The sequence below is a fragment of the Arenimonas caeni genome, from assembly GCF_003024235.1.
GTDB classification, from domain to species: Bacteria; Pseudomonadota; Gammaproteobacteria; order Xanthomonadales; family Xanthomonadaceae; genus Arenimonas; species Arenimonas caeni.
The window spans coordinates 101164-118489 of the sequence record NZ_KZ679086.1 but is presented as its reverse complement, the minus strand read 5'-3'; the positions used below and the strand labels follow the sequence as shown (position 1 = coordinate 118489).

Below are 17326 nucleotides of genomic sequence, written 5' to 3'. Positions count from 1 at the left end.
CGATGCGCCGGGTCATGGTGGTCTTCGGCACGCGTCCGGAGGCCATCAAGATGGCGCCCGTGGTGTCCGCGCTCAAGGCCACCCCGGGCGTCGAAACCCTGGTCTGCGTCACCGCCCAGCACCGGCAGATGCTCGACCAGGTGCTGGAGCTGTTCGGGCTCGCGCCCGATGACGACCTGGACGTGATGGCGCCGGGCCAGGCCCTGCCCGACCTGTTCGCCCGCATCCTCACCGGCATGTCGGGCGTGCTGGCCGCGCGCAAGCCCGACCTGGTGCTGGTGCACGGCGACACCTCGACCACCCTGGCCACCGCGCTCGCGGCGTTCTACGCCCGGGTGCCGGTGGGCCACGTCGAAGCCGGCCTGCGCACGGGCGACCTGCAGGCGCCCTGGCCCGAAGAGGCCAACCGCCGGCTCACCGCGCCGCTGGCCTCGCTGCACTTCGCGCCCACGGCGCGCTCGCGCGACAACCTGCTGGCCGAGGGCATCCCGGCCGCGCAATTGCACGTCACCGGCAACACCGTCATCGACGCGCTGCTGTCGGTGGTGGCGCGGATCGACGCCGACGCCAGCCTGGCGGCATCGCTGGCCGCGCGCTTCCCCTTCCTCGATCCGTCGCGCCGGCTGGTGCTGGTCACCGGCCACCGCCGCGAGAACTTCGGCGAGGGCTTCGAGCAGATGTGCCAGGCCATCGCCGACCTCGCCGGGCGCGGCGACACCCAGGTGGTCTATCCCGTGCACCTGAACCCGAACGTGCAGGAGCCCGTGAACCGCATCCTCGGTGGCGTGGCGGGCGTGCACCTGATCGAGCCGCTCGACTACCTGCCCTTCGTCTACCTGATGTCGCGCGCGCACCTGATCCTCACCGACTCGGGCGGCATCCAGGAGGAGGCGCCCTCGCTGGGCAAGCCGGTGCTGGTGATGCGCGACACCACCGAGCGCCCGGAGGCCGTCGAGGCGGGCACGGTGCGCCTGGTCGGCACCGACCGCGCGCACATCGTCGCCGAAGCCACGCGCCTGCTCGACGACGACGCCGCTCACGCCGCCATGGCGCGCGCGCACAATCCCTACGGCGACGGCCGCGCCGCCGCCCGCATCGCCGCGATCATCGCCGGCCGTCCGGCCGACGCCCTCGCCTGAGGAGCCCGGCCACGAACCGCCCGCGCCCCGGCATCGAATCCCTGCGCGGGCGGCGCGTGCTCGTCGTCGCGCACGACTTCCCGCCGGTGCGCAGCCCGCAGTCGATCCGCGCGCTGGCCTTCGCGCGCCGCCTCGCCGCCGGCGCGGCCGAAGTACACGTGCTCACGCGAACCGCCCTGCCCGGCCTGTCCCTGCCCACGCTGCCCGACAACGTGCGGGTGCATCGTGCCTCGCCCGGCGCCTTCGAATCGCTGCTCGACCGCCTGGTCGCACGCCGCGGTGGCCACGCGGGCGCTGGCGACGGCGTTGGCGACGGTTCCGCCGGGCCCGCCGCGCTCAACTGGAAGGGCCGCGCGGTGGCGCTGGCGCGCCGCGCCATCGACCAGCTGCGTTTCCCCGACGGCCGCGCCGCCTGGGTACCGGCGGCCCGCCGCGAGCTGGCCGCGCTGTGCCGTGCGTCGCGTCCGGACGTGGCCCTGCTGATGCACGAACCTGCCGCCTGCCTGCTCCTGGCGGAGCCGCTGAGCGCCGCCGGCGTGCCCTGGCTGGCCGACCTCGCCGACCCCGTGCTGGCGCCCTACACGCCGCGGCAGTTCCGCCGTGCCGCGGCGCGGCTCGAGGCCCGCGTGGTCGCCGGCGCCGCCGCCGTCGCCGCCACCAATGCCGCCACCGCCGAGCTGCTCTCCAGCCGCCACGGCATCGCGCGCGACGCGATAACCGTGCTGCCGCAGGGGTTCGGCGACGCCGCCGTGGCGCCGATGCCGGCAGGCGACGGCCTGCAGCTGGTCTATACCGGCCGCTTCTATCCCTTCCGCGATCCCGCCGCGCTGCTGGCCGCGGTGGTCGCCACGCCCGGCGTGCGCCTGCTGCTGGCCGGCCCCGAGATGCCGGCCGAGGTGCTGGCGGCGGCGCGCGCGCATCCCGGGGCCATCGTGCTGGCGGGCGAGCTCCCGCACGAAGCCACGCTGGCGCTGCAGACCCGCGCCGACGTGCTGGTGGGCGTGGGCAACGCCGGCACTGCGCAATCGCCCGGCAAGCTGCAGGAATACTTCGGCGCGGCGCGGCCGATCCTGCATGTCGTGCACGACGCGGCCGACCCGGCGCCGGCACTGCTGGCACGAACGCGCCGCGGCCTGGCGGTGCCCGCCGAACCCGCCTCCATCGGCGCGGCGCTGCAGGACTTGCTGCGCGCCAAGCGCGAAGGCGGCCTGGCGGCGCGCTTCGACCTCGGCGATGAGGCCGTGGCGGATTTCCACTGGGACGCGATCAGCGACCGCCTCGCCGCCCGGCTGGCCGCGATCGCGGGCTGATCGGTATCAGGCCCCGTCGCGCATCGGCACGCCCGTCTTCGCGCGCACTTCGTCGGCACTGACGCCCGGCGCCGTTTCCACCAGCACCAGGCCGTCGGCGGTGACGTCCATCACGGCCAGGTCGGTGATGATGCGGTTGACCACGCCCACGCCGGTCAGCGGCAGGGTGCACTTGGGCAGGATCTTGGGCTCGCCGTTCCTGGTGCAGTGCTCCATCAGCACCACCACGCGGCGCACGCCGGCCACCAGGTCCATCGCGCCGCCCATGCCCTTGACCATCTTGCCGGGCACCATCCAGTTGGCCAGGTCGCCCTGGTCGGTGACCTCCATCGCGCCGAGGATGGCCAGGTCGATGTGGCCGCCGCGGATCATGGCGAAGCTGTCGTGGCTGCCGAAGTAGCTGGCGCCGGCGCGGGCGGTGACCGTCTGCTTGCCGGCGTTGATCAGGTCGGCGTCGACCTCGTCCTCGGTCGGGAACGGGCCGATGCCCAGCAGGCCGTTTTCGGACTGCAGCCACACGTCCACGCCCTCGGGGATGTGGTTGGCCACCAGGGTCGGCAGGCCGATGCCCAGGTTCACGTAGGCACCGTCGGTGAGCTCGCGGGCGGCGCGCTGCGCCATTTCGTCGCGGGTCCAGGCCATTACTTCGCTCCTCGCACGGTGCGCTGCTCGATGCGCTTCTCGGGGGTGGGGTTGTGCACGATGCGGTGCACGTAGATGCCGGGCAGGTGCACGTGGTCGGGATCGATGTCGCCGACCTCGACGACCTCCTCGACCTCCGCCACGCAGACCCTGCCGGCCATCGCGCAGGCCGGGTTGAAGTTGCGCGCGGTCTTGCGGAACACCAGGTTGCCGGCCTTGTCGGCCTTCCAGGCCTTCACCAGCGAGACGTCGGCACGCAGCGCGGTCTCGAGCACGTAATGCTTGCCGTCGAACTCGCGGGTTTCCTTGCCCTCGGCCACCACCGTGCCGTAGCCGGTGGCGGTGAAGAAGGCCGGGATGCCGGCGCCGCCGGCGCGCAGGCGCTCGGCCAGGGTGCCCTGCGGGTTGAATTCGAGCTCGAGCTCGCCAGCCAGGAACTGCCGCTCGAACTCCTTGTTCTCGCCCACGTAGGACGAAATCATCTTGCGGATCTGGCGCGTGGCCAGCAGCTGGCCCAGGCCGAAGCCGTCCACGCCGGCGTTGTTGGAGATGGCGGTCAGGCCCTTGACGCCCGAATCGCGCAGCGCGGCGATCAGGGCCTCGGGGATGCCGCACAGGCCGAAGCCGCCGACGGCGAGCGTCTGCCCGTCGGCCACCAGGCCTTCGAGCGCGGTCCGGGCGTCCGGATAGAGCTTGGATGCACGCGTCATGGGAATCCTCGGGATCGGGAAGGCGCCATTCTAGCGACTCCCGGCCCGGCCCCGGGATCGTACTTTAGGGCGCCGCGGCGGCCACCAGGCCGCGCTTGGGCCGGAACACGCCGTTGAGGCTGGTGCCGCGGCCACCCTCGAGCCAGTGCACGGCTTCGGCCACGGCGGCCTCGCGCAGCAGGCGGCGGTCGCCGGCGTCGGAGAGGTCGAAATTCCCGGCGTAGGCGGGATCGACCAGGCGCCAGAGGAAGGCGTCGCGCAGGTGCACGTCCACCGGCAGGAAGTACCGGCCCAGCAGCTCCTCGATGTCCTGGCTGCGGATGCCCTCGAAACAGGCCGAGGCGAAATCGGTGCGCGGCAGCCTGGCATCGATGCGGCCGGTACCGGCATTCCTGCGCTTGTCGTCCGGCCAGGCGGAGAAAACCGCGTCCGCGGCCCGCAGCGCGTCCGGCCAGAGCCGGTTGCCGTTGCGGCCCACCTGCTCGCCGACCAGCCAGAACTCGCCGCCGGGGGCCAGCATCGCGGCAATCGCGGCCAGCACCCGCTCAAGCTCGACAAGGTGGTGCAGGCCCGAGGTGATGTTGACCAGATCGAAGCGGCCCAGGCCCGGCCCGATGTCGTTGACGCTGGCGAGCACACGGTCGACCTCGACGTTCGCGGGCATGCGCCGCGACGCCCGTTCGAGCAGGCCCTCGTTGACGTCCACCAGGCACAGCCGGACCGGCACGCCGGCCTGTTCGAGCAGCATGCCCTCCACCGCCGCCTCGCCGGCGCAAAGCGACAGCATGCGCAACGGCTGGCCGGCGCGGAGCTGCTGGCGCTCCCGCAGCCTGGCGGCGAAATCCGGCGCGGGCAGCGGCAGCAGCAGGCCAAGCAGGCGATGCGCATACTCGAAGGTATTCTCGCCCGGGATCGGCGCCGGGTCTCCAAGGTCGCGCGCCAGCGCCGCCCCGTCGATGGCGGGAATGTGGCTGGCGTCGGCCGGCAGGCGGCGGATCCCGGCGGCGCCACCGCCGTCGCTTCGCTCGATGCGCCGGCCGGCGTAGAAATCGCGGTCGTAGGCGCCGCTGAAATGCGCCACTTCGTTGTGCATGCGCCAGTCGCCGTGGCAGCGCGCGCGCAGCAGCGACAGGCGGCCGGCCGGACCGGCCACCCATTCAAGCACGGCAAGCCAGTCGGCCGAGGGGTCGCCCTGCGGCCCGGCGCCACAGCGCAGCACCAGGCGGTAGGGCGTGCCGGCCGGAAGCGGCAGCGGAACCGCCAGCTCCTGCTTTTCGACGTCGCCATTGGCCAGATGCCAGCACAGCAGGCGCCGCATCCCGCCGCCGGCCTGCAGCCACAGCTCCACGTCCAGGCCATCGGCGCTGATCTGCGGCAGTCCCGGGCCGACCTTCAGCCAGACCAGGCCTTCCTCGCCGGCGACCATGGCCGGGCCATGCAGGGATTCACCGGCCAGCAGGATGAAGGCCCGCGAGAGCTCACCCGCCAGCGCCAGCTCGCGCCAGCGCGGACCGATCTCCAGCAGGCCGTCGTGCGCGTGCGCACCGTCTTCGGCGAGGATGAACTCATCCTGGCTCATGGCGCTCCCTGCGCGGGCGTGACCGTGAATCCGCCCAGCGTACCGCCCGCGCCTTCGCCACACGACCAGGCGAGCTGGTACGTCCCGGGGCGGTCCAGCCAGGCGGGGTCGCCGACGTTCGCGGAAGCCAGCAGGCCGGCGACCAGGACGCCCGACTCGTTCCCGTCCACGTGCAGCCGATGCTTGCCGCGCGCCGGTGAGCGCAGCTTGATCCAGAAGGTGCTGCCGCCATTCGGCTGCACGTTGAAGCCGTCGCCGGCACGGGCGAACCTGGGCCCCCAATCCTCGACGTCGAACTGGCAGCTCGGGAATTCGGCGTCGATCTTCATGGCGGTCGGCTCGCCGAGCGCCGTTGCGTCCAGCAGGCGCAGGGCGAACTGCTCGCCCTGGAGCAGGTCGTCGCGCAGCGTGGCGAAGTGCCGCCTTCGCTCGGCGGCCTCGCGGCACTGCCCGTCCTGCTCGCTGCTCCGGCAGACCCGCCAGCGCCCCGTCTCCTCCTGCACCATCAGGTTGGAGAGATAGAGGCGGGCGCGGACGCTGTTCGAATCCTCGGGGCTTTCCGTCCTGGCCTGCGGCAAGGTCGGCGCGCCGGGGCCAAGCAGCGCCAGCAGGCGCGGCGCGAGCCGGTGCATGGGCACCTCGCCCAGCGACACCGGTCCCTGCCGGCCGTTGATGACCAGCAGGGGCGTGCCTGCGACCTTCGCGAAGGTCTCGTCGACGGATTCCGCCGCGGCGCGCAGGTCCAGGCCCGAAACGCGGTAGGGGTCCGGCTGGACGCCCAGCACCGGCGCATGGTCGCCGAAGGCGATGACCAGCGCGTCGGGATCCTCGGCCAGGATGGCCCCGGCGTGGTCCATGAAAGCCTCGGTGGCATAGCGCACGGCGTTGGCGTAGTCCTGCAGCATCGGCGCCGCCGGCTCCACGCGCACCCGGTCCGGCCGGCGCGTGGCATCGCGGTGGTAGGGATAGTGCGTGCTCAGCCCCACCACGTAGTTGAAGCGGGGCCGGCCGTCGCCCGAGGCGCCGAGCCAGCGCCGGAACTGCGAGTAGGTCGAGCCGTCGTACAGGTAGCTCCCGTCCAGGTCGTCGAGTTCGAAAGCCTCGCGGGCGCGGTAGGACTCGAAGCCCAGCAGTTCGTAGGCGCTGTCGCGGCTCCAGAAGTCGGCTTCGAACGGATGCACCGCCACGGTGTGGTAGCCAGCCTCGCGCAGCAGCCTGGGCAGGCAGGGCACCGGCCGGCGCAGCGCGACCTCGAACACCACGGCGTCGCGCACGGCCGGCATGGCGCAGAGCAGTTCGAACTCGGCGTTCGCGGTGGCGCCACCGAAGGTCGGCGTCAGCATGCGCGAGCTCCCGCCGGCCTCCCACAGCGCCCGGAAACGGGGATCGAAGGGATCGTCGGAGAACCGGTAGGCCTCAAGCGCGGTGACGTCCCAGACCGACTCGAGCAGCACGAGGTGCACGTTGCGTGGTACGAAATGCGGCGCTGGCGCCGGATCCACCGGCGCGAGGTGCAAGGCCTCGATCGCTGCCTCCACCTCTTCCAGCCCAGGGGTGCGGCGCGACTGCTCGCGCCGCGCCACGCCGTCGCGCAGCAGGTACAGCACCCCGCCCTCGCTGGCCAGGCGCTGGGCGCGGGTCGGCTCGACCCCGTCCCCTGCCGGCGCCAGGCCCGCGGCGATGGTCGGGGACTGCACTGCCACGAGCGCCGCCCAGGCCAGCGGCAGCAGCAGCCAGGCCGCGCGGCCCGGTGCGGGGAGGAAGGCGGCAAGCAGCGCCCCCAGCCAGGCCAGGACCGCCAGGCAGGCGATAACGAGCCGCCACCCGGGAAGGATGCGCAGCAGCTCGATGCCGTTGCCGGCATCCGCGACGACGATGGGCACGCCCATCATCGCCAGCTTGAGCGCATGCGCCAGCAGCAGCCCGGCCGCCAGCAGGCCCATGGCCAGCCACGCCTGCCAGGCACGGCGCGCCGCCAGCGCGATGCCCGCGGAAACGGGAAGCCAGGCGATCGCGTCCAGCAGCAGCGCCCGCGGTCCGTAGACCACGTCGAGCCAGCCCCAGGCCAGCAGCGCCGCCAGCGGCACCAGCAGCAGCGGTGCCGCGAGCCCATGCGCCAGGCGCAGCGGCCAGCGCGCGGCCCAGGCCGGCCTCACGCCCGCTGCCTCCGCGGCGGCGTGCGGGCCAGCGCGTCCTCCAGCACGCGAGCGCGTTCGTCCCAGCTGTTGGCGTCGGCCTGCGCGGCCATCCGCGCGGCGAAACCCGGCTGCGTGGCCGCCACCAGGGCCTGGTCGATCGCCTCCGACAGCCCCTGCGCACCGGTGCCGGCGAAAACGCCGTCGAAGCCCAGGCACTCGCTGAGGTTGTGGGAAACAACCACGGGCTTGCCGAGCGCGAAGTACTCGAACAGTTTCAGCGGCGAAGTCGTGTGGGCCACCTCGCCGTCCTCGAAGGGGATCAGGCAGGCATGGAAGCAACGGCCGTTCGCCGGCAGGTCCGCGTAGGGCAGCGGGCCGGTGGCGAGCAGGTTGTCGGCTTGCGGGAAGCGGGAGGCCGCGCCCTGGTAGTCCGGGCCGATGAAGACGAAACCGATCTCGGGCCGCAGCCTGGCCAGGCCGGCGATCGCTTCGACGTCGAGCCAGGGCGCGATGGCGCCGAAGTAACCGACGAGGCGGCCGAAGCGTTCGCGGAAGGCCGCGATGCGCGGATCCACCGGTGCGCCCAGGCGCGCCGGGTTGCGGTAGTGCCGCACGTCGACGCCATTGGGCACCAGCACGCAGCGCCCGTCGCCAAGCACGGCGCGCGCGGGCTCGTGCAGGGCGCGCGCGGTGGCCACCACGAGGTCCGCGCCTTCGTCGAAGGCCCAGGCCTGCAGTGCCGACTGCTGGCGCACCCGATCCTCGGTGCCCAGGATCCTCACGTCGAGGTGGTCGACCACCTCGAAGACGATCCGCGTTCCGCGCGGCCGCAGCTTCAGCGTGTGCAGCGGCTGGCCGTAGGAGGTGTTGTAGACCGAACGCACCGCGCCTTCGATGGCGTCGCAGGCCGGATCGTTGGTCAGCCAGAGGTTGGGCAGCAGTTCCCGCCAGCCTTCGACGCGGTCGTGGCTGGCGTTGGTCGTGTGGTAGACCACCAGCCAGCCCCGGCGCGCCAGCGCCAGGGCCATGTGCTGTGGGCGCTGGTAGAGGGAATGGTTCCAGTCGATCGAACTTTCCTGCACCCAGATGCCGCGATAGCGCCGGCCCGGGGCCAGGGCGCGCTCGCGGAATCCGCGCCAGTCAAGCGAGCCGCCCTGCGGCGGCGCATCCGGGACCCCGGCCCCGGTTTGCGGTTTCCACTCGCCGCCGTCGCGCGCGAAGTCGGCCAGGCGCCGCGCCAGTCCCGCCCCCTGCGCCAGTTCGGCCGCCATCTGGTCGCGCTCGTGCTCGAGCCAGGCGATGCGCCGGCGCGCGTAGTCCACCTCGGCCAGCAGCGCCGGGACGGCCTCGTCGCCCGCCCGGCGCTGTTCGAGCTGGGCCTTGAGGCTGGCGATTTCGTCGGCCGGCGACATCAGTGCACACCATCCCGGTACACATGCGGCGCCCAGGGGCCCCACTTGCGCTCGTAGATCGCCTTGTTGCGCTCGAACAGCTCGCGCTTGCGCTCGGCCGCGAGCTTGTCGAAGCTCGCCGAAAGGTAGTGGTGCACGAACACGTCGTCGGCGCAGGCCACGCCCAGGCCCAGGTCGGCCACCCTGCGGCAGTAGTCGTCGTCCTCGAAGAAGCCGACCCCGAAGGCCTCGTCCAGGCCGCCCACGCGTTCGTAGGTCGAACGCGGCATCGCGACGCAGAAGAAGGCCGCCGTCCGGATCGGGAAGTTCCGGCCCGGATGCGCTCGCGTATAGGCGCCGGCGCGCACCACCATCTCGTCCATGTCGCTGTAGTCGATGTTGATGCGCGCTTCGTTGCCGATGTTGTTGGTGACCGGCCCGACCAGGCCCAGGCCGGGGTCGCGCCGCAGGTGGGCGCAAAGCGTCCGCACCCAGCCGGGCGTGACGCAGGTGTCGTTGTTGAGCATGACCAACACCTCGCCGCGCGCGGCGGCCAGGCCGACATTGTTGCCGGCCGCGAAACCGAGGTTTTCATCGTTGAGCAGCAGCCGGCGCTGGTGCCCGGCCGGCGAGGCCTCCGCGGCCCAGCGCCGCAGCCATTCGGGTGAACCATCGCTGGAGGCATTGTCGACCACGATCACCTCCAGCGATGGATAGTCGCTGTGTTTCTCGATGCTCGACAGGCAGGCCTGGGTGAGGGCCAGGTTGTTGTAGGTGAGCACCACCACGCTCACCAGCGGCTCGACGATGCCGGCGATGGCCTGGTCGATTTCGTCGGCACGGTGGCTCCAGGTCTGGCTGGCGGCGAAGGCCTGGCGCCGCGCCACGGCATCGGCCGGCTCGCCGTCGCCGGCCAGCGCCGCGGAAACCGCGCGCACGAAACCGGCGGCATCGCCCGCGGTGCGCACCAGGCCGCCGAACTGGGCCATCTCGGGCAGGTCCACCGCCACCACCGGCTTGCCGCCGGCCAGGTACTCGTAGACCTTGACCGGGTTGGTGGCCTGGGTGAGCGGGACCACCCGGAACGGCAGCAGGGCCACGTCGAAACCATGCAGCCAGTAAGGCAACTCGGCGTACGGCACCTCGCCGGTGCAGCGCACGTTCGGCAGGTCGGCCAGCTGGCCGGCGGCATCGATGGTGTCGTTGCCCACCAGCAGCACCAGCGCCTCCGGGTTCGCCAGCGCCAGTTCGCGCACGAGCGCGACGTCGAACCACTCGGCGATCGCACCGTAGTAACCAAGCACGCGCCGGCCCCGCTCGTCGCGGAACACCTTCGCCGGCGCCTCGCGGAAGAACTCGAACTCGCCGGCGTTGCGCACCAGCGCCACCGAGCGCGCCTGCGGAGCCACTTCCTTCTCGAGCCAGGCGGAGGTGACCACCACCAGCTCGGCATCGGCCAGCAGCGCCTGTTCGGCGCGCAGGATGCCGGGGGCGTTGTTGTCGAAGCCGGCATGGTGGTCCATGCAGTCGTAGACGACCCGGGCATTGGGCACGCTGCGCACCAGCCCGCTCCAGTACGGATGCTGCACCAGCGACAGGCTGGCCGCGGTGCCGGACCAGGCGAGCAGCCGCGCCAGGCTTTCATGCAATGCGCGCAGCTGCGCCTCGTCGGGCAGCGCGTGGTAGATGGCAGGCGCACCCGCCAGGTGCAGCCGCACCTGGAACAGGCGGCCCTGCCCGTCGAGCGGCTCGACGGTGAAACCCGGCTCGCTGCTGTCGACGAAATGATTGGAGACGTAGAACACCCTGTGCCCGCGCCCCGACAGCGCCCGCGCCAGGTGCTGGGGACGCTGGATGCGGAAATGCCAGTCGATGACCGACCAGACGAAGACATCGGGGACGCCGGCGAGGGCGGCCGCCAGGTGCGGGCCGGCAGGCATCCGGGCCGGAACCGCGGACACAGGCTCCTCGCCGGCCGGCGCGGGCGCCTGCCGCGGAAGGCTGGCCGGGACCGCCACCGGCGGACGCGCCGCCGGCGCTTGCGCGGGCGGCGTGCCCGGGCGGAGCGCCGCGCGCAGCTTGGCGCTCGCCTCGGCATTCCATTCGCCGCGCAGCAGGCGCGCCAGGGCGCGCAACGGGCGGGTCAGGCGCCAGGAGCGCGAAGCGCGCACCATGGCCAGCAGCTGCGAGTCCTCGCGCAGTCGCGCGGCCTCGCGCTGGAGCATCTCGAGCTGGAACACCTTGTCATCGAGCTGCTGCTGCAGATCCTCGACGCGCGCGACCGCCTCGGCCAGGTCCCTCGCGCACTGGCGGGCGGCATCGAGCTCAAGGCGCGACCCGGCCAGGGCGGCAGCGGCCTGTTCCATGCGCTCGCGCAGCGCCACCACCTCCGCGGCCAGCTGATTGAGTTCAGCCTTCATGCGCGGCGCCTCAGGCGAGCGCCCGTTCGAGCTCCGCACGCAGGTCGGACACGTCTTCCACGCCCACGCTCAGCCGCACCAGCGCGTCGGAGATGCCCAGCGCGGCACGGCGCTCGGGCGGCACCGAGGCGTGGGTCATGATGGCCGGGTGGTTGACCAGGCTCTCGACGCCGCCGAGCGACTCGGCCAGCGCGAACAGCTCGGTGCGCTCGCAGAAACGCTTCGCGGCCTCGAAGCCGCCCTTGAGCACGATGCTGACCATGCCGCCGAAGCCATGCATCTGCTTCTTCGCCAGTTCGTGCTGCGGATGCGAGGCCAGGCCCGGGTAGATCACCTTCTCCACCTTCGGGTGGGTCTCGAGCCACTGCGCCAGCTCCAGCGCGTTGGCGCAGTGCGCCTTCATGCGCAGGTGCAGGGTCTTGAGCCCGCGCAGGGCCAGGAAGCTGTCGAACGGGCCCTGCACGCCACCGACGGCGTTCTGCAGGAAGCCCATCTGCTCGGCCAGCTCGGCGTCGTCGCCCACCACCACCATGCCGCCGACGATGTCGCTGTGGCCGTTGAGGTACTTGGTGGCCGAGTGCATCACCAGGTGCGCGCCCAGCTCCAGCGGACGCTGCAGGATCGGCGAGCTGAAGGTGTTGTCCACCGCCAGCCGGATGCCGCGCTTGCGGGCGAACTCGGCCAGGCGGGCGATGTCGACCAGCTTGAGCATCGGGTTGGTCGGGGTCTCGCACCAGATCAGCTTCGTCTCCGGGCGGATCGCGGCTTCCACCGCGGCCAGGTCGTCGAGGTCGACGAAGCTGAAGTCCAGGCCGGCGCTGCGCCGGCGCACGCGCTCGAACAGGCGATAGGTGCCGCCGTAGACGTCGTCCATGCAGATGACGTGGCTGCCGGAGTCGAGCAGGTCGAGCACGGTCGAGGTGGCGGCCAGGCCGGAGGCGAAGGCGAAGCCGCGGCTGCCGCCCTCGAGGTCGGCCACGCAGCGCTCGTAGGCGAAGCGGGTCGGGTTGTGGCTGCGCGAGTACTCGAAGCCCTGGTGCACGCCCGGGCTGGACTGCACGTAGGTCGAGGTGGCGTAGATCGGGGTCATCACCGCGCCCGTGCTCGGGTCGGGGCTCTGGCCGGCGTGGATGGCGCGGGTGCCGATGCCGTGGCGCTGGGAAGTCATTCTGGAGTCCTCGAAACAGGGGGATGGGAGGTGCCACCCCGGGGGAAGGTGGCCGACCGCGGGATTATAAGGCCCCGGCGCGAACCGCCCCCCGACGGGCAGCCCGGTCCAGCCTTGCCGCGCGCCGGTCCCAGTCGTTCTGGTCGGCCAGCGTGGCCAGGCGGGCGCGGAAGCCGCCATCGCCCGCCACCGCCAGGGCCTGGTCGAGCGCGGCGGCCAGCGTCGCCGGTGAATCGCCGTGGAACACTTCCGGGAAGACCGTGCATTCGATCATCTGCGAGCTCACCACCACCGGCTTTTCCAGCGCGAAGTATTCGAACAGCTTGAGCGGCGACGTGCTGCGGGCGATGTCGCCCGGCTCGAACGGGATCATGCAGGCGTCGAAGACGGCGCCATGGGCTGGCAGCACGCGGTAGTCGACCGCCCCCAGGTGCAGCACGTTCGGCGCCACCGGCAGGCGGGCCGCGCCGCCGAAGTAGTCGGGACCGATGAACACGAAACCCAGCCCGGGACGCAGGGCCACCAGTTCGGCCAGGGCGTCGTACCAGAGCCAGGGCGCGATCGCACCGAAGTAACCGACCAGTCGCGCATGCCGGCGTCGGAAAGCCTGCAGGGCCTCCGGCAGCACCACGCTGGCCTGGGCCGGATCGCGGTAGTGCCGGGTATCGACGCCATTGGGCACGAACAGGCATCGCTCGGGCCCCAGCGCGGCGCAGGCCTCGGCATGCAGCACGCGGGAGGTCGCGGCGACGAGGTCGACGCCGCCGCCCATCGCCCAATCCCGCAGCGCCGCCAGCCGCGCCACGTTCTCCGGCGTGCCGCTGATGCGCGGATCGATGTGGTCCACGTACTCGTAGACCAGCACGTTGTCGCGCGGGCAGGCGGCCAGGGACTCCGGCGTGCGTGAATGCCCGGTGCTGTAGATGGAACGCACCACGCCGCCCAGCCCGTCGACTTCCGGGCGGTTGGTGAGCCAGACGCCGGGCGAGACTTCGCGGAAACCCTGCACGTCGTCGCCACCGAAGTTGCCGGTGCGGTAGATCACCAGGTAGCCGGCCCGCGCCATGGCCAGGGCGATGTGCTGCGGGCGCTGGAACAGGGCGACATTCCAGTCGATCACGCATTCCTGCACGAAGACGCCCCGGTAGTCCCCTCGCCGGGAGAGCACCTTCGCCTGGAAGCTCGCCCAGTCGAGGTCGCCGGCTGTCGTGGCCGGGGCCGCGGATGCAGGCGTCGGCGCGGACGCGGGCACGGCCACGTCCCCGCGGCCGCTCGCCATCCGGCGAAGCGAACGCAGCGGGCGGGTCAGGCGCCAGGACCGGGAAGCCTGCAGGCTCGCCAGCTCGACCTCGCGGGCATGCAGGTTTTCGCCCAGCGCAGCGGCCTGGTCGCGCGCATCCGCCAGTGCCTCGGCGCAGGCGTCGAGCCGCTCAGAAAGCCGCGCCTCGCGCATCGCCGCCTCGAGGCGGACGGCCTCGAGCTCCCGTCCCAGGCGCCGTCGATGCCAGGCCGCCAGCCAATCGCGCGCGGGCGCGGGCCAGCGCGGCGCCGGCGGGCGGCGCCCCGCACCGGCGATGGCTTCGCGCAGCACTTCGCGATGGGCCAGGGCCTCGCGCTCCAGGCCATCGATGGCCGCGCCGCGCGCGCGCGCCAGCCCGGCCGTGGCCTCCAGCCACGCCGGCAGGCGCGTGTTCCAGTCACCGGCTGGCGAGGACACGTCGAGGCGCGCGTCCTCGCCGACCCCGGCCTGTGCCGAGGTGGCCGACATCTTCGCGTCGTACTCCAGGCAGAACGTCGGCAGGCCCAGCCTCAGCGAAAGCAGTTGCGCATGCAGGCGCATGGCGATCGTGGCCTGGCAGCCGGCCAGGGCCCGGGTGAAACCGGCCGCGTCGGAGTGGACCTGCAGCTCCTGGCTGAACCGCCCCTCGAACGAAGCCATCAGGGAGCGGATGAAATCGATGTCGGATGCGACGCGCCCGGGCACCGAGGCGGTCTGGCTGGCCAGCCAGACCAGGTGGGTTCCGGCCCCGGCTTCGGAGGCCTGCAGCGCCTGCTGCAGGCGCAGCGGCCATTCCGGCGCGGAAGGCCATGCGCGCGGCACGATCGCGATGCGCCGCGGTGCCGGGCCGGCGCCAGGCAGGGGCTCCACCGCGGGCAGGGGCCAGGCCCAGGCCGGGTCGGGTGCCACCCGGCAGTCGCGCTGCGAGCCCAGGGCACGCAGCAGCGCAAGCGATCCGGCGTCCCGCAGGCAGGCATGGTCGACCCAGTCGAACAGATCACGCACGATCGCCCGCGGCTCCCCGCCTTCGAGCGGTCCCAGCCCCTGGGCCCACAGCAGGGTGGGCACGCCCAGCTGCCGCGCCATCAGCAGCGGCCGCACGTAGCTGCCGATGCCTGGGACATCGAAGTCATCGAGGTCGTCAAGGGTGAAGCGGTCGTGGGTCTGCAGCAGGCCGCCGCCGCCGAGGGCGAACAGGCCGGAGGCGGACATCGCAGCCTCCACCGCCGCCAGGTCCGCGATGTCGACGGCAGCGATGCCGTGGCGCGCCGTGGTGCCCGCCGGGTCGAAACTCAGGGCCACCGCCCGGGCACCCAGTTCGCGGCACCCGTCGACGAACAACGAAAGCAGCATTTCGTCGCCGAGGTTGCCGGCGCCGTACCACCCGGCCACCAGGACCTGGCTAGCCGCCATGGCCGGCCTCCGCGCTCGCGCCCGCCGCCAGGAACTCCGGCCGCGGGGCCAGCCAACCGCTTCCGGAGCGTGGTTCCGGCATCACGTCGAAGTGGCCGGCATAGTCGAGCCGGTGCCGCCGCTTGTACTCGCCGCCGACGATCTCGCCGGCGCCCAGGGCCAGCACGTAACGATTCCCCGAAAATGCGGCCTGCAGCCGCCAGCGGAAGACCTGCCGGCCCGGGCCGAGCGGTGGCAACGCGCAGGCAAGCTGCTGCGTGGTGGCGCTCCACAGCACGATGCCGTCCGTGCTCGAGATCTGCACGCCGAAGCAGGGCTCGGCCACCGGCTCGAACACCTGCAACTCCAGCTCCACTTCGAGCACGTCGCCCGAGCGCAGCGCGGCGGCGGGCCTGCCGTCGGGGCCGAGCAGGGCCACGCGTTCGATCTGCAGCACGGCCCGGGCCTCCTGCGCCGGCGGGGCGGGTGGCGCCGTGTCCGCGGGCGTGGCCACCGATGGCGATGGCGACGGCGACGGCGGCCCGGGTTCCGGCTCCGCCGCGACGATCACGCCGATCGCGCCCTCTTCGGCCAGCAGGTCGTCGCCATAGGCCTTGACCACCTCGCGACAGGGGCCGTCCATCACCAGGCGGCCGCGGCGCAGGTACACGCCGCGATCGCAGTATTCGATCAGCGTATTGGTCGAGTGCGTCACCAGCAGGATCGACACGCCCTCGTCCTGCATTCGGCGGATGCGCTGCAGGCACTTTTGCTGGAAGGCGGTGTCGCCCACCGAAAGCGCCTCGTCCACCACCAGCACGTCCGGACCGACGTGGATGGCCACCGAAAAGGCAAGGCGCACCACCATGCCCGACGAATAGGTCTTCACCGGCTGGTCGATGAACTCGCCGATGTCGGCGAAGCGGACGATTTCGTCGTAGCGCGCCTCGATCTCGCGGCGCGACAGGCCCAACAGCGCGGCGTTGAGGAAGACGTTCTCGCGCCCGCTGAACTCGGGGTTGAAGCCGGAACCGAGCTCGAGCAGGGCCGCCACCCTGCCCTGCACCGCCACGCGGCCGGCACTGGGCGTGAGCGTGCCGCAGATCAGCTGCAGCAGCGTGGATTTGCCCGAGCCGTTGCGGCCGATCACGCCCACCGTCTCGCCCCGGCCCACGCGCAGGCTGATGTCGCGCAGCGCGTGGAAGTCGCGGAAGTAGTCGCGCGGCGCCAGGCCCAGCAGGCGCCGCAGCCGGGGCATCACGAACTGCTGCAGCCGCGCGCGCGGCGTGGCGTAGACCTGGTAGGCCTTCGACAGCCCTTCCACCACGATCACGCCGGGCTCAGAGGACATCGGCGAAACCCTTCCGGGTGGACTGGAACCAGGCGAAGCCGGCCCAGGCCAGCAGCGACGAAAGCAGCATCTGCAGGCCCCAGGCCGGCCAGTCCAGGCCCCGGCCCCAGAGCATCACGTCGCGCACCTGCTCGACGACCGGGGTCAGCGGGTTGGCGAGCATCACCGCCTGGTATTCCGGGGGCACGGAGGACACGGCGTAGAAGATCGGCGTCAGGAACATCAGCGTCGTCGTGAGCACGCCGACCACCTGCGAGACATCGCGCAGGAACACGCCCAGCGACGCCAGGAACCACGAGACGCCGAGCGTGAGCAGCAGCAGCGGCGCCAGCGCCAGCGGCAGCAGCACGGCGGTCGCCGACGGCAGGCCACGCACCAGCAGGTGGAAGCCGAGCCAGATCAGCAGGCCCACCGCGGCGTGGAACAGCGAGGACAGCAGGCTGACCACCGGCAGCACTTCCAGCGGGAAGACCACCTTGGTGACGTAGTTCGGATTGCCCAGCACCAGGCCCGGCGCGCGCCCGACGCACTCGGCGAACACGCCGAAGGCGAGCAGCGCGGTGAACAACACCAGCGCGAAATCGACCTGCGAACCTCCGCCGCCCGGCCAGCGCGCCTGGAACACGACGGAAAAGACAAAGGTGTAGACCGCCAGCATGAACAGCGGGTGCAGGAACGACCAGGCCAGCCCCAGCACCGACCCCCGGTAGCGACCGAGCACCTCGCGGCGGACCAGTGCGACCACCAACTCCCGGTTCCGGTGCAGCGAACGCAGGATGGCCATCGGGCTGGCGTGCAAGGCGCCCG

Annotated in this window: 12 protein-coding genes; 2 read left to right on the top strand and 10 right to left on the bottom strand. The window is 72.3% G+C overall.

Annotated features, from left to right (window positions below):
• The first annotated feature begins 2 nt into the window (after nt 1-2).
• Nucleotides 3-1139: a non-hydrolyzing UDP-N-acetylglucosamine 2-epimerase gene (gene wecB / locus C6N40_RS04710; RefSeq protein ID WP_106989856.1), complete on the top strand. Its 1137-nt coding sequence runs from the start codon at nt 3-5 to the stop codon at nt 1137-1139.
• Between the two features lie 56 nt (nt 1140-1195).
• A complete protein-coding gene (locus C6N40_RS04705) occupies nt 1196-2449 on the top strand; it encodes a glycosyltransferase (RefSeq protein WP_162782082.1) in 1254 nt (417 codons plus the stop codon).
• A 6-nt stretch (nt 2450-2455) separates the two neighbouring features.
• On the opposite strand, the gene C6N40_RS04700 is transcribed toward C6N40_RS04705, so the two are convergent.
• From C6N40_RS04700 to C6N40_RS04655, 10 genes are all read right to left on the bottom strand, one after another.
• A complete protein-coding gene (locus C6N40_RS04700) occupies nt 2456-3091 on the bottom strand; it encodes a CoA transferase subunit B (protein WP_106989855.1) in 636 nt (211 codons plus the stop codon).
• Nucleotides 3091-3801, bottom strand: coding sequence for a CoA transferase subunit A (locus C6N40_RS04695; RefSeq protein ID WP_106989854.1), 711 nt, complete (start codon nt 3799-3801; stop codon nt 3091-3093). Before C6N40_RS04695 ends, C6N40_RS04700 begins: the two co-directional genes overlap by 1 nt.
• Nucleotides 3802-3865: 64 nt before the next feature.
• Complete coding sequence (locus C6N40_RS04690) at nt 3866-5380, bottom strand: class I SAM-dependent methyltransferase (protein WP_106989853.1); 1515 nt, start codon at nt 5378-5380, stop codon at nt 3866-3868.
• The gene (locus tag C6N40_RS04685; RefSeq protein ID WP_106989852.1) at nt 5377-7536 is read right to left on the bottom strand and encodes an LTA synthase family protein; all 2160 of its coding nucleotides are present in this window, start codon (nt 7534-7536) and stop codon (nt 5377-5379) included. The genes C6N40_RS04690 and C6N40_RS04685 overlap by 4 nt, the downstream gene beginning before the upstream one ends.
• Entirely contained in the window at nt 7533-8930 is a 1398-nt protein-coding gene (locus C6N40_RS04680) for a glycosyltransferase family protein (RefSeq protein ID WP_106989851.1), read from the bottom strand. Before C6N40_RS04680 ends, C6N40_RS04685 begins: the two co-directional genes overlap by 4 nt.
• Complete coding sequence (locus C6N40_RS04675) at nt 8930-11329, bottom strand: glycosyltransferase (protein ID WP_106989850.1); 2400 nt, start codon at nt 11327-11329, stop codon at nt 8930-8932. Before C6N40_RS04675 ends, C6N40_RS04680 begins: the two co-directional genes overlap by 1 nt.
• Before the next feature lie 10 nt (nt 11330-11339).
• On the bottom strand, nt 11340-12497 hold the full coding sequence (locus C6N40_RS04670) for a cystathionine gamma-synthase (protein WP_106989849.1): 1158 nt from the start codon (nt 12495-12497) through the stop codon (nt 11340-11342).
• Nucleotides 12498-12561: 64 nt separating this feature from the next.
• A complete protein-coding gene (locus C6N40_RS04665) occupies nt 12562-15189 on the bottom strand; it encodes a polysaccharide pyruvyl transferase family protein (protein ID WP_106989848.1) in 2628 nt (875 codons plus the stop codon).
• Nucleotides 15179-16519, bottom strand: a complete 1341-nt coding sequence (locus C6N40_RS04660) for an ABC transporter ATP-binding protein (protein ID WP_106989847.1) — start codon at nt 16517-16519, stop codon at nt 15179-15181. Before C6N40_RS04660 ends, C6N40_RS04665 begins: the two co-directional genes overlap by 11 nt.
• Entirely contained in the window at nt 16509-17303 is a 795-nt protein-coding gene (locus tag C6N40_RS04655; protein WP_106989846.1) for an ABC transporter permease, read from the bottom strand. Before C6N40_RS04655 ends, C6N40_RS04660 begins: the two co-directional genes overlap by 11 nt.
• Between the last annotated feature and the right edge of the window lie 23 nt (nt 17304-17326).

Bases quoted from the DNA above. Each gene is read 5' to 3' on its own strand.
- wecB (WP_106989856.1), top strand. From the start codon at position 3: ATGCGCCGGGTCATGGTGGTCTTCGGCACGCGTCCGGAGGCCATCAAG.
- C6N40_RS04700 (WP_106989855.1), bottom strand. From the start codon at position 3,091: ATGGCCTGGACCCGCGACGAAATGGCGCAGCGCGCCGCCCGCGAGCTC.
- C6N40_RS04695 (WP_106989854.1), bottom strand. From the start codon at position 3,801: ATGACGCGTGCATCCAAGCTCTATCCGGACGCCCGGACCGCGCTCGAA.
- C6N40_RS04690 (WP_106989853.1), bottom strand. From the start codon at position 5,380: ATGAGCCAGGATGAGTTCATCCTCGCCGAAGACGGTGCGCACGCGCAC.
- C6N40_RS04680 (WP_106989851.1), bottom strand. From the start codon at position 8,930: ATGTCGCCGGCCGACGAAATCGCCAGCCTCAAGGCCCAGCTCGAACAG.
- C6N40_RS04675 (WP_106989850.1), bottom strand. From the start codon at position 11,329: ATGAAGGCTGAACTCAATCAGCTGGCCGCGGAGGTGGTGGCGCTGCGC.
- C6N40_RS04670 (WP_106989849.1), bottom strand. From the start codon at position 12,497: ATGACTTCCCAGCGCCACGGCATCGGCACCCGCGCCATCCACGCCGGC.
- C6N40_RS04665 (WP_106989848.1), bottom strand. From the start codon at position 15,189: ATGGCGGCTAGCCAGGTCCTGGTGGCCGGGTGGTACGGCGCCGGCAAC.
- C6N40_RS04660 (WP_106989847.1), bottom strand. From the start codon at position 16,519: ATGTCCTCTGAGCCCGGCGTGATCGTGGTGGAAGGGCTGTCGAAGGCC.
- C6N40_RS04655 (WP_106989846.1), bottom strand. From the start codon at position 17,303: ATGGCCATCCTGCGTTCGCTGCACCGGAACCGGGAGTTGGTGGTCGCA.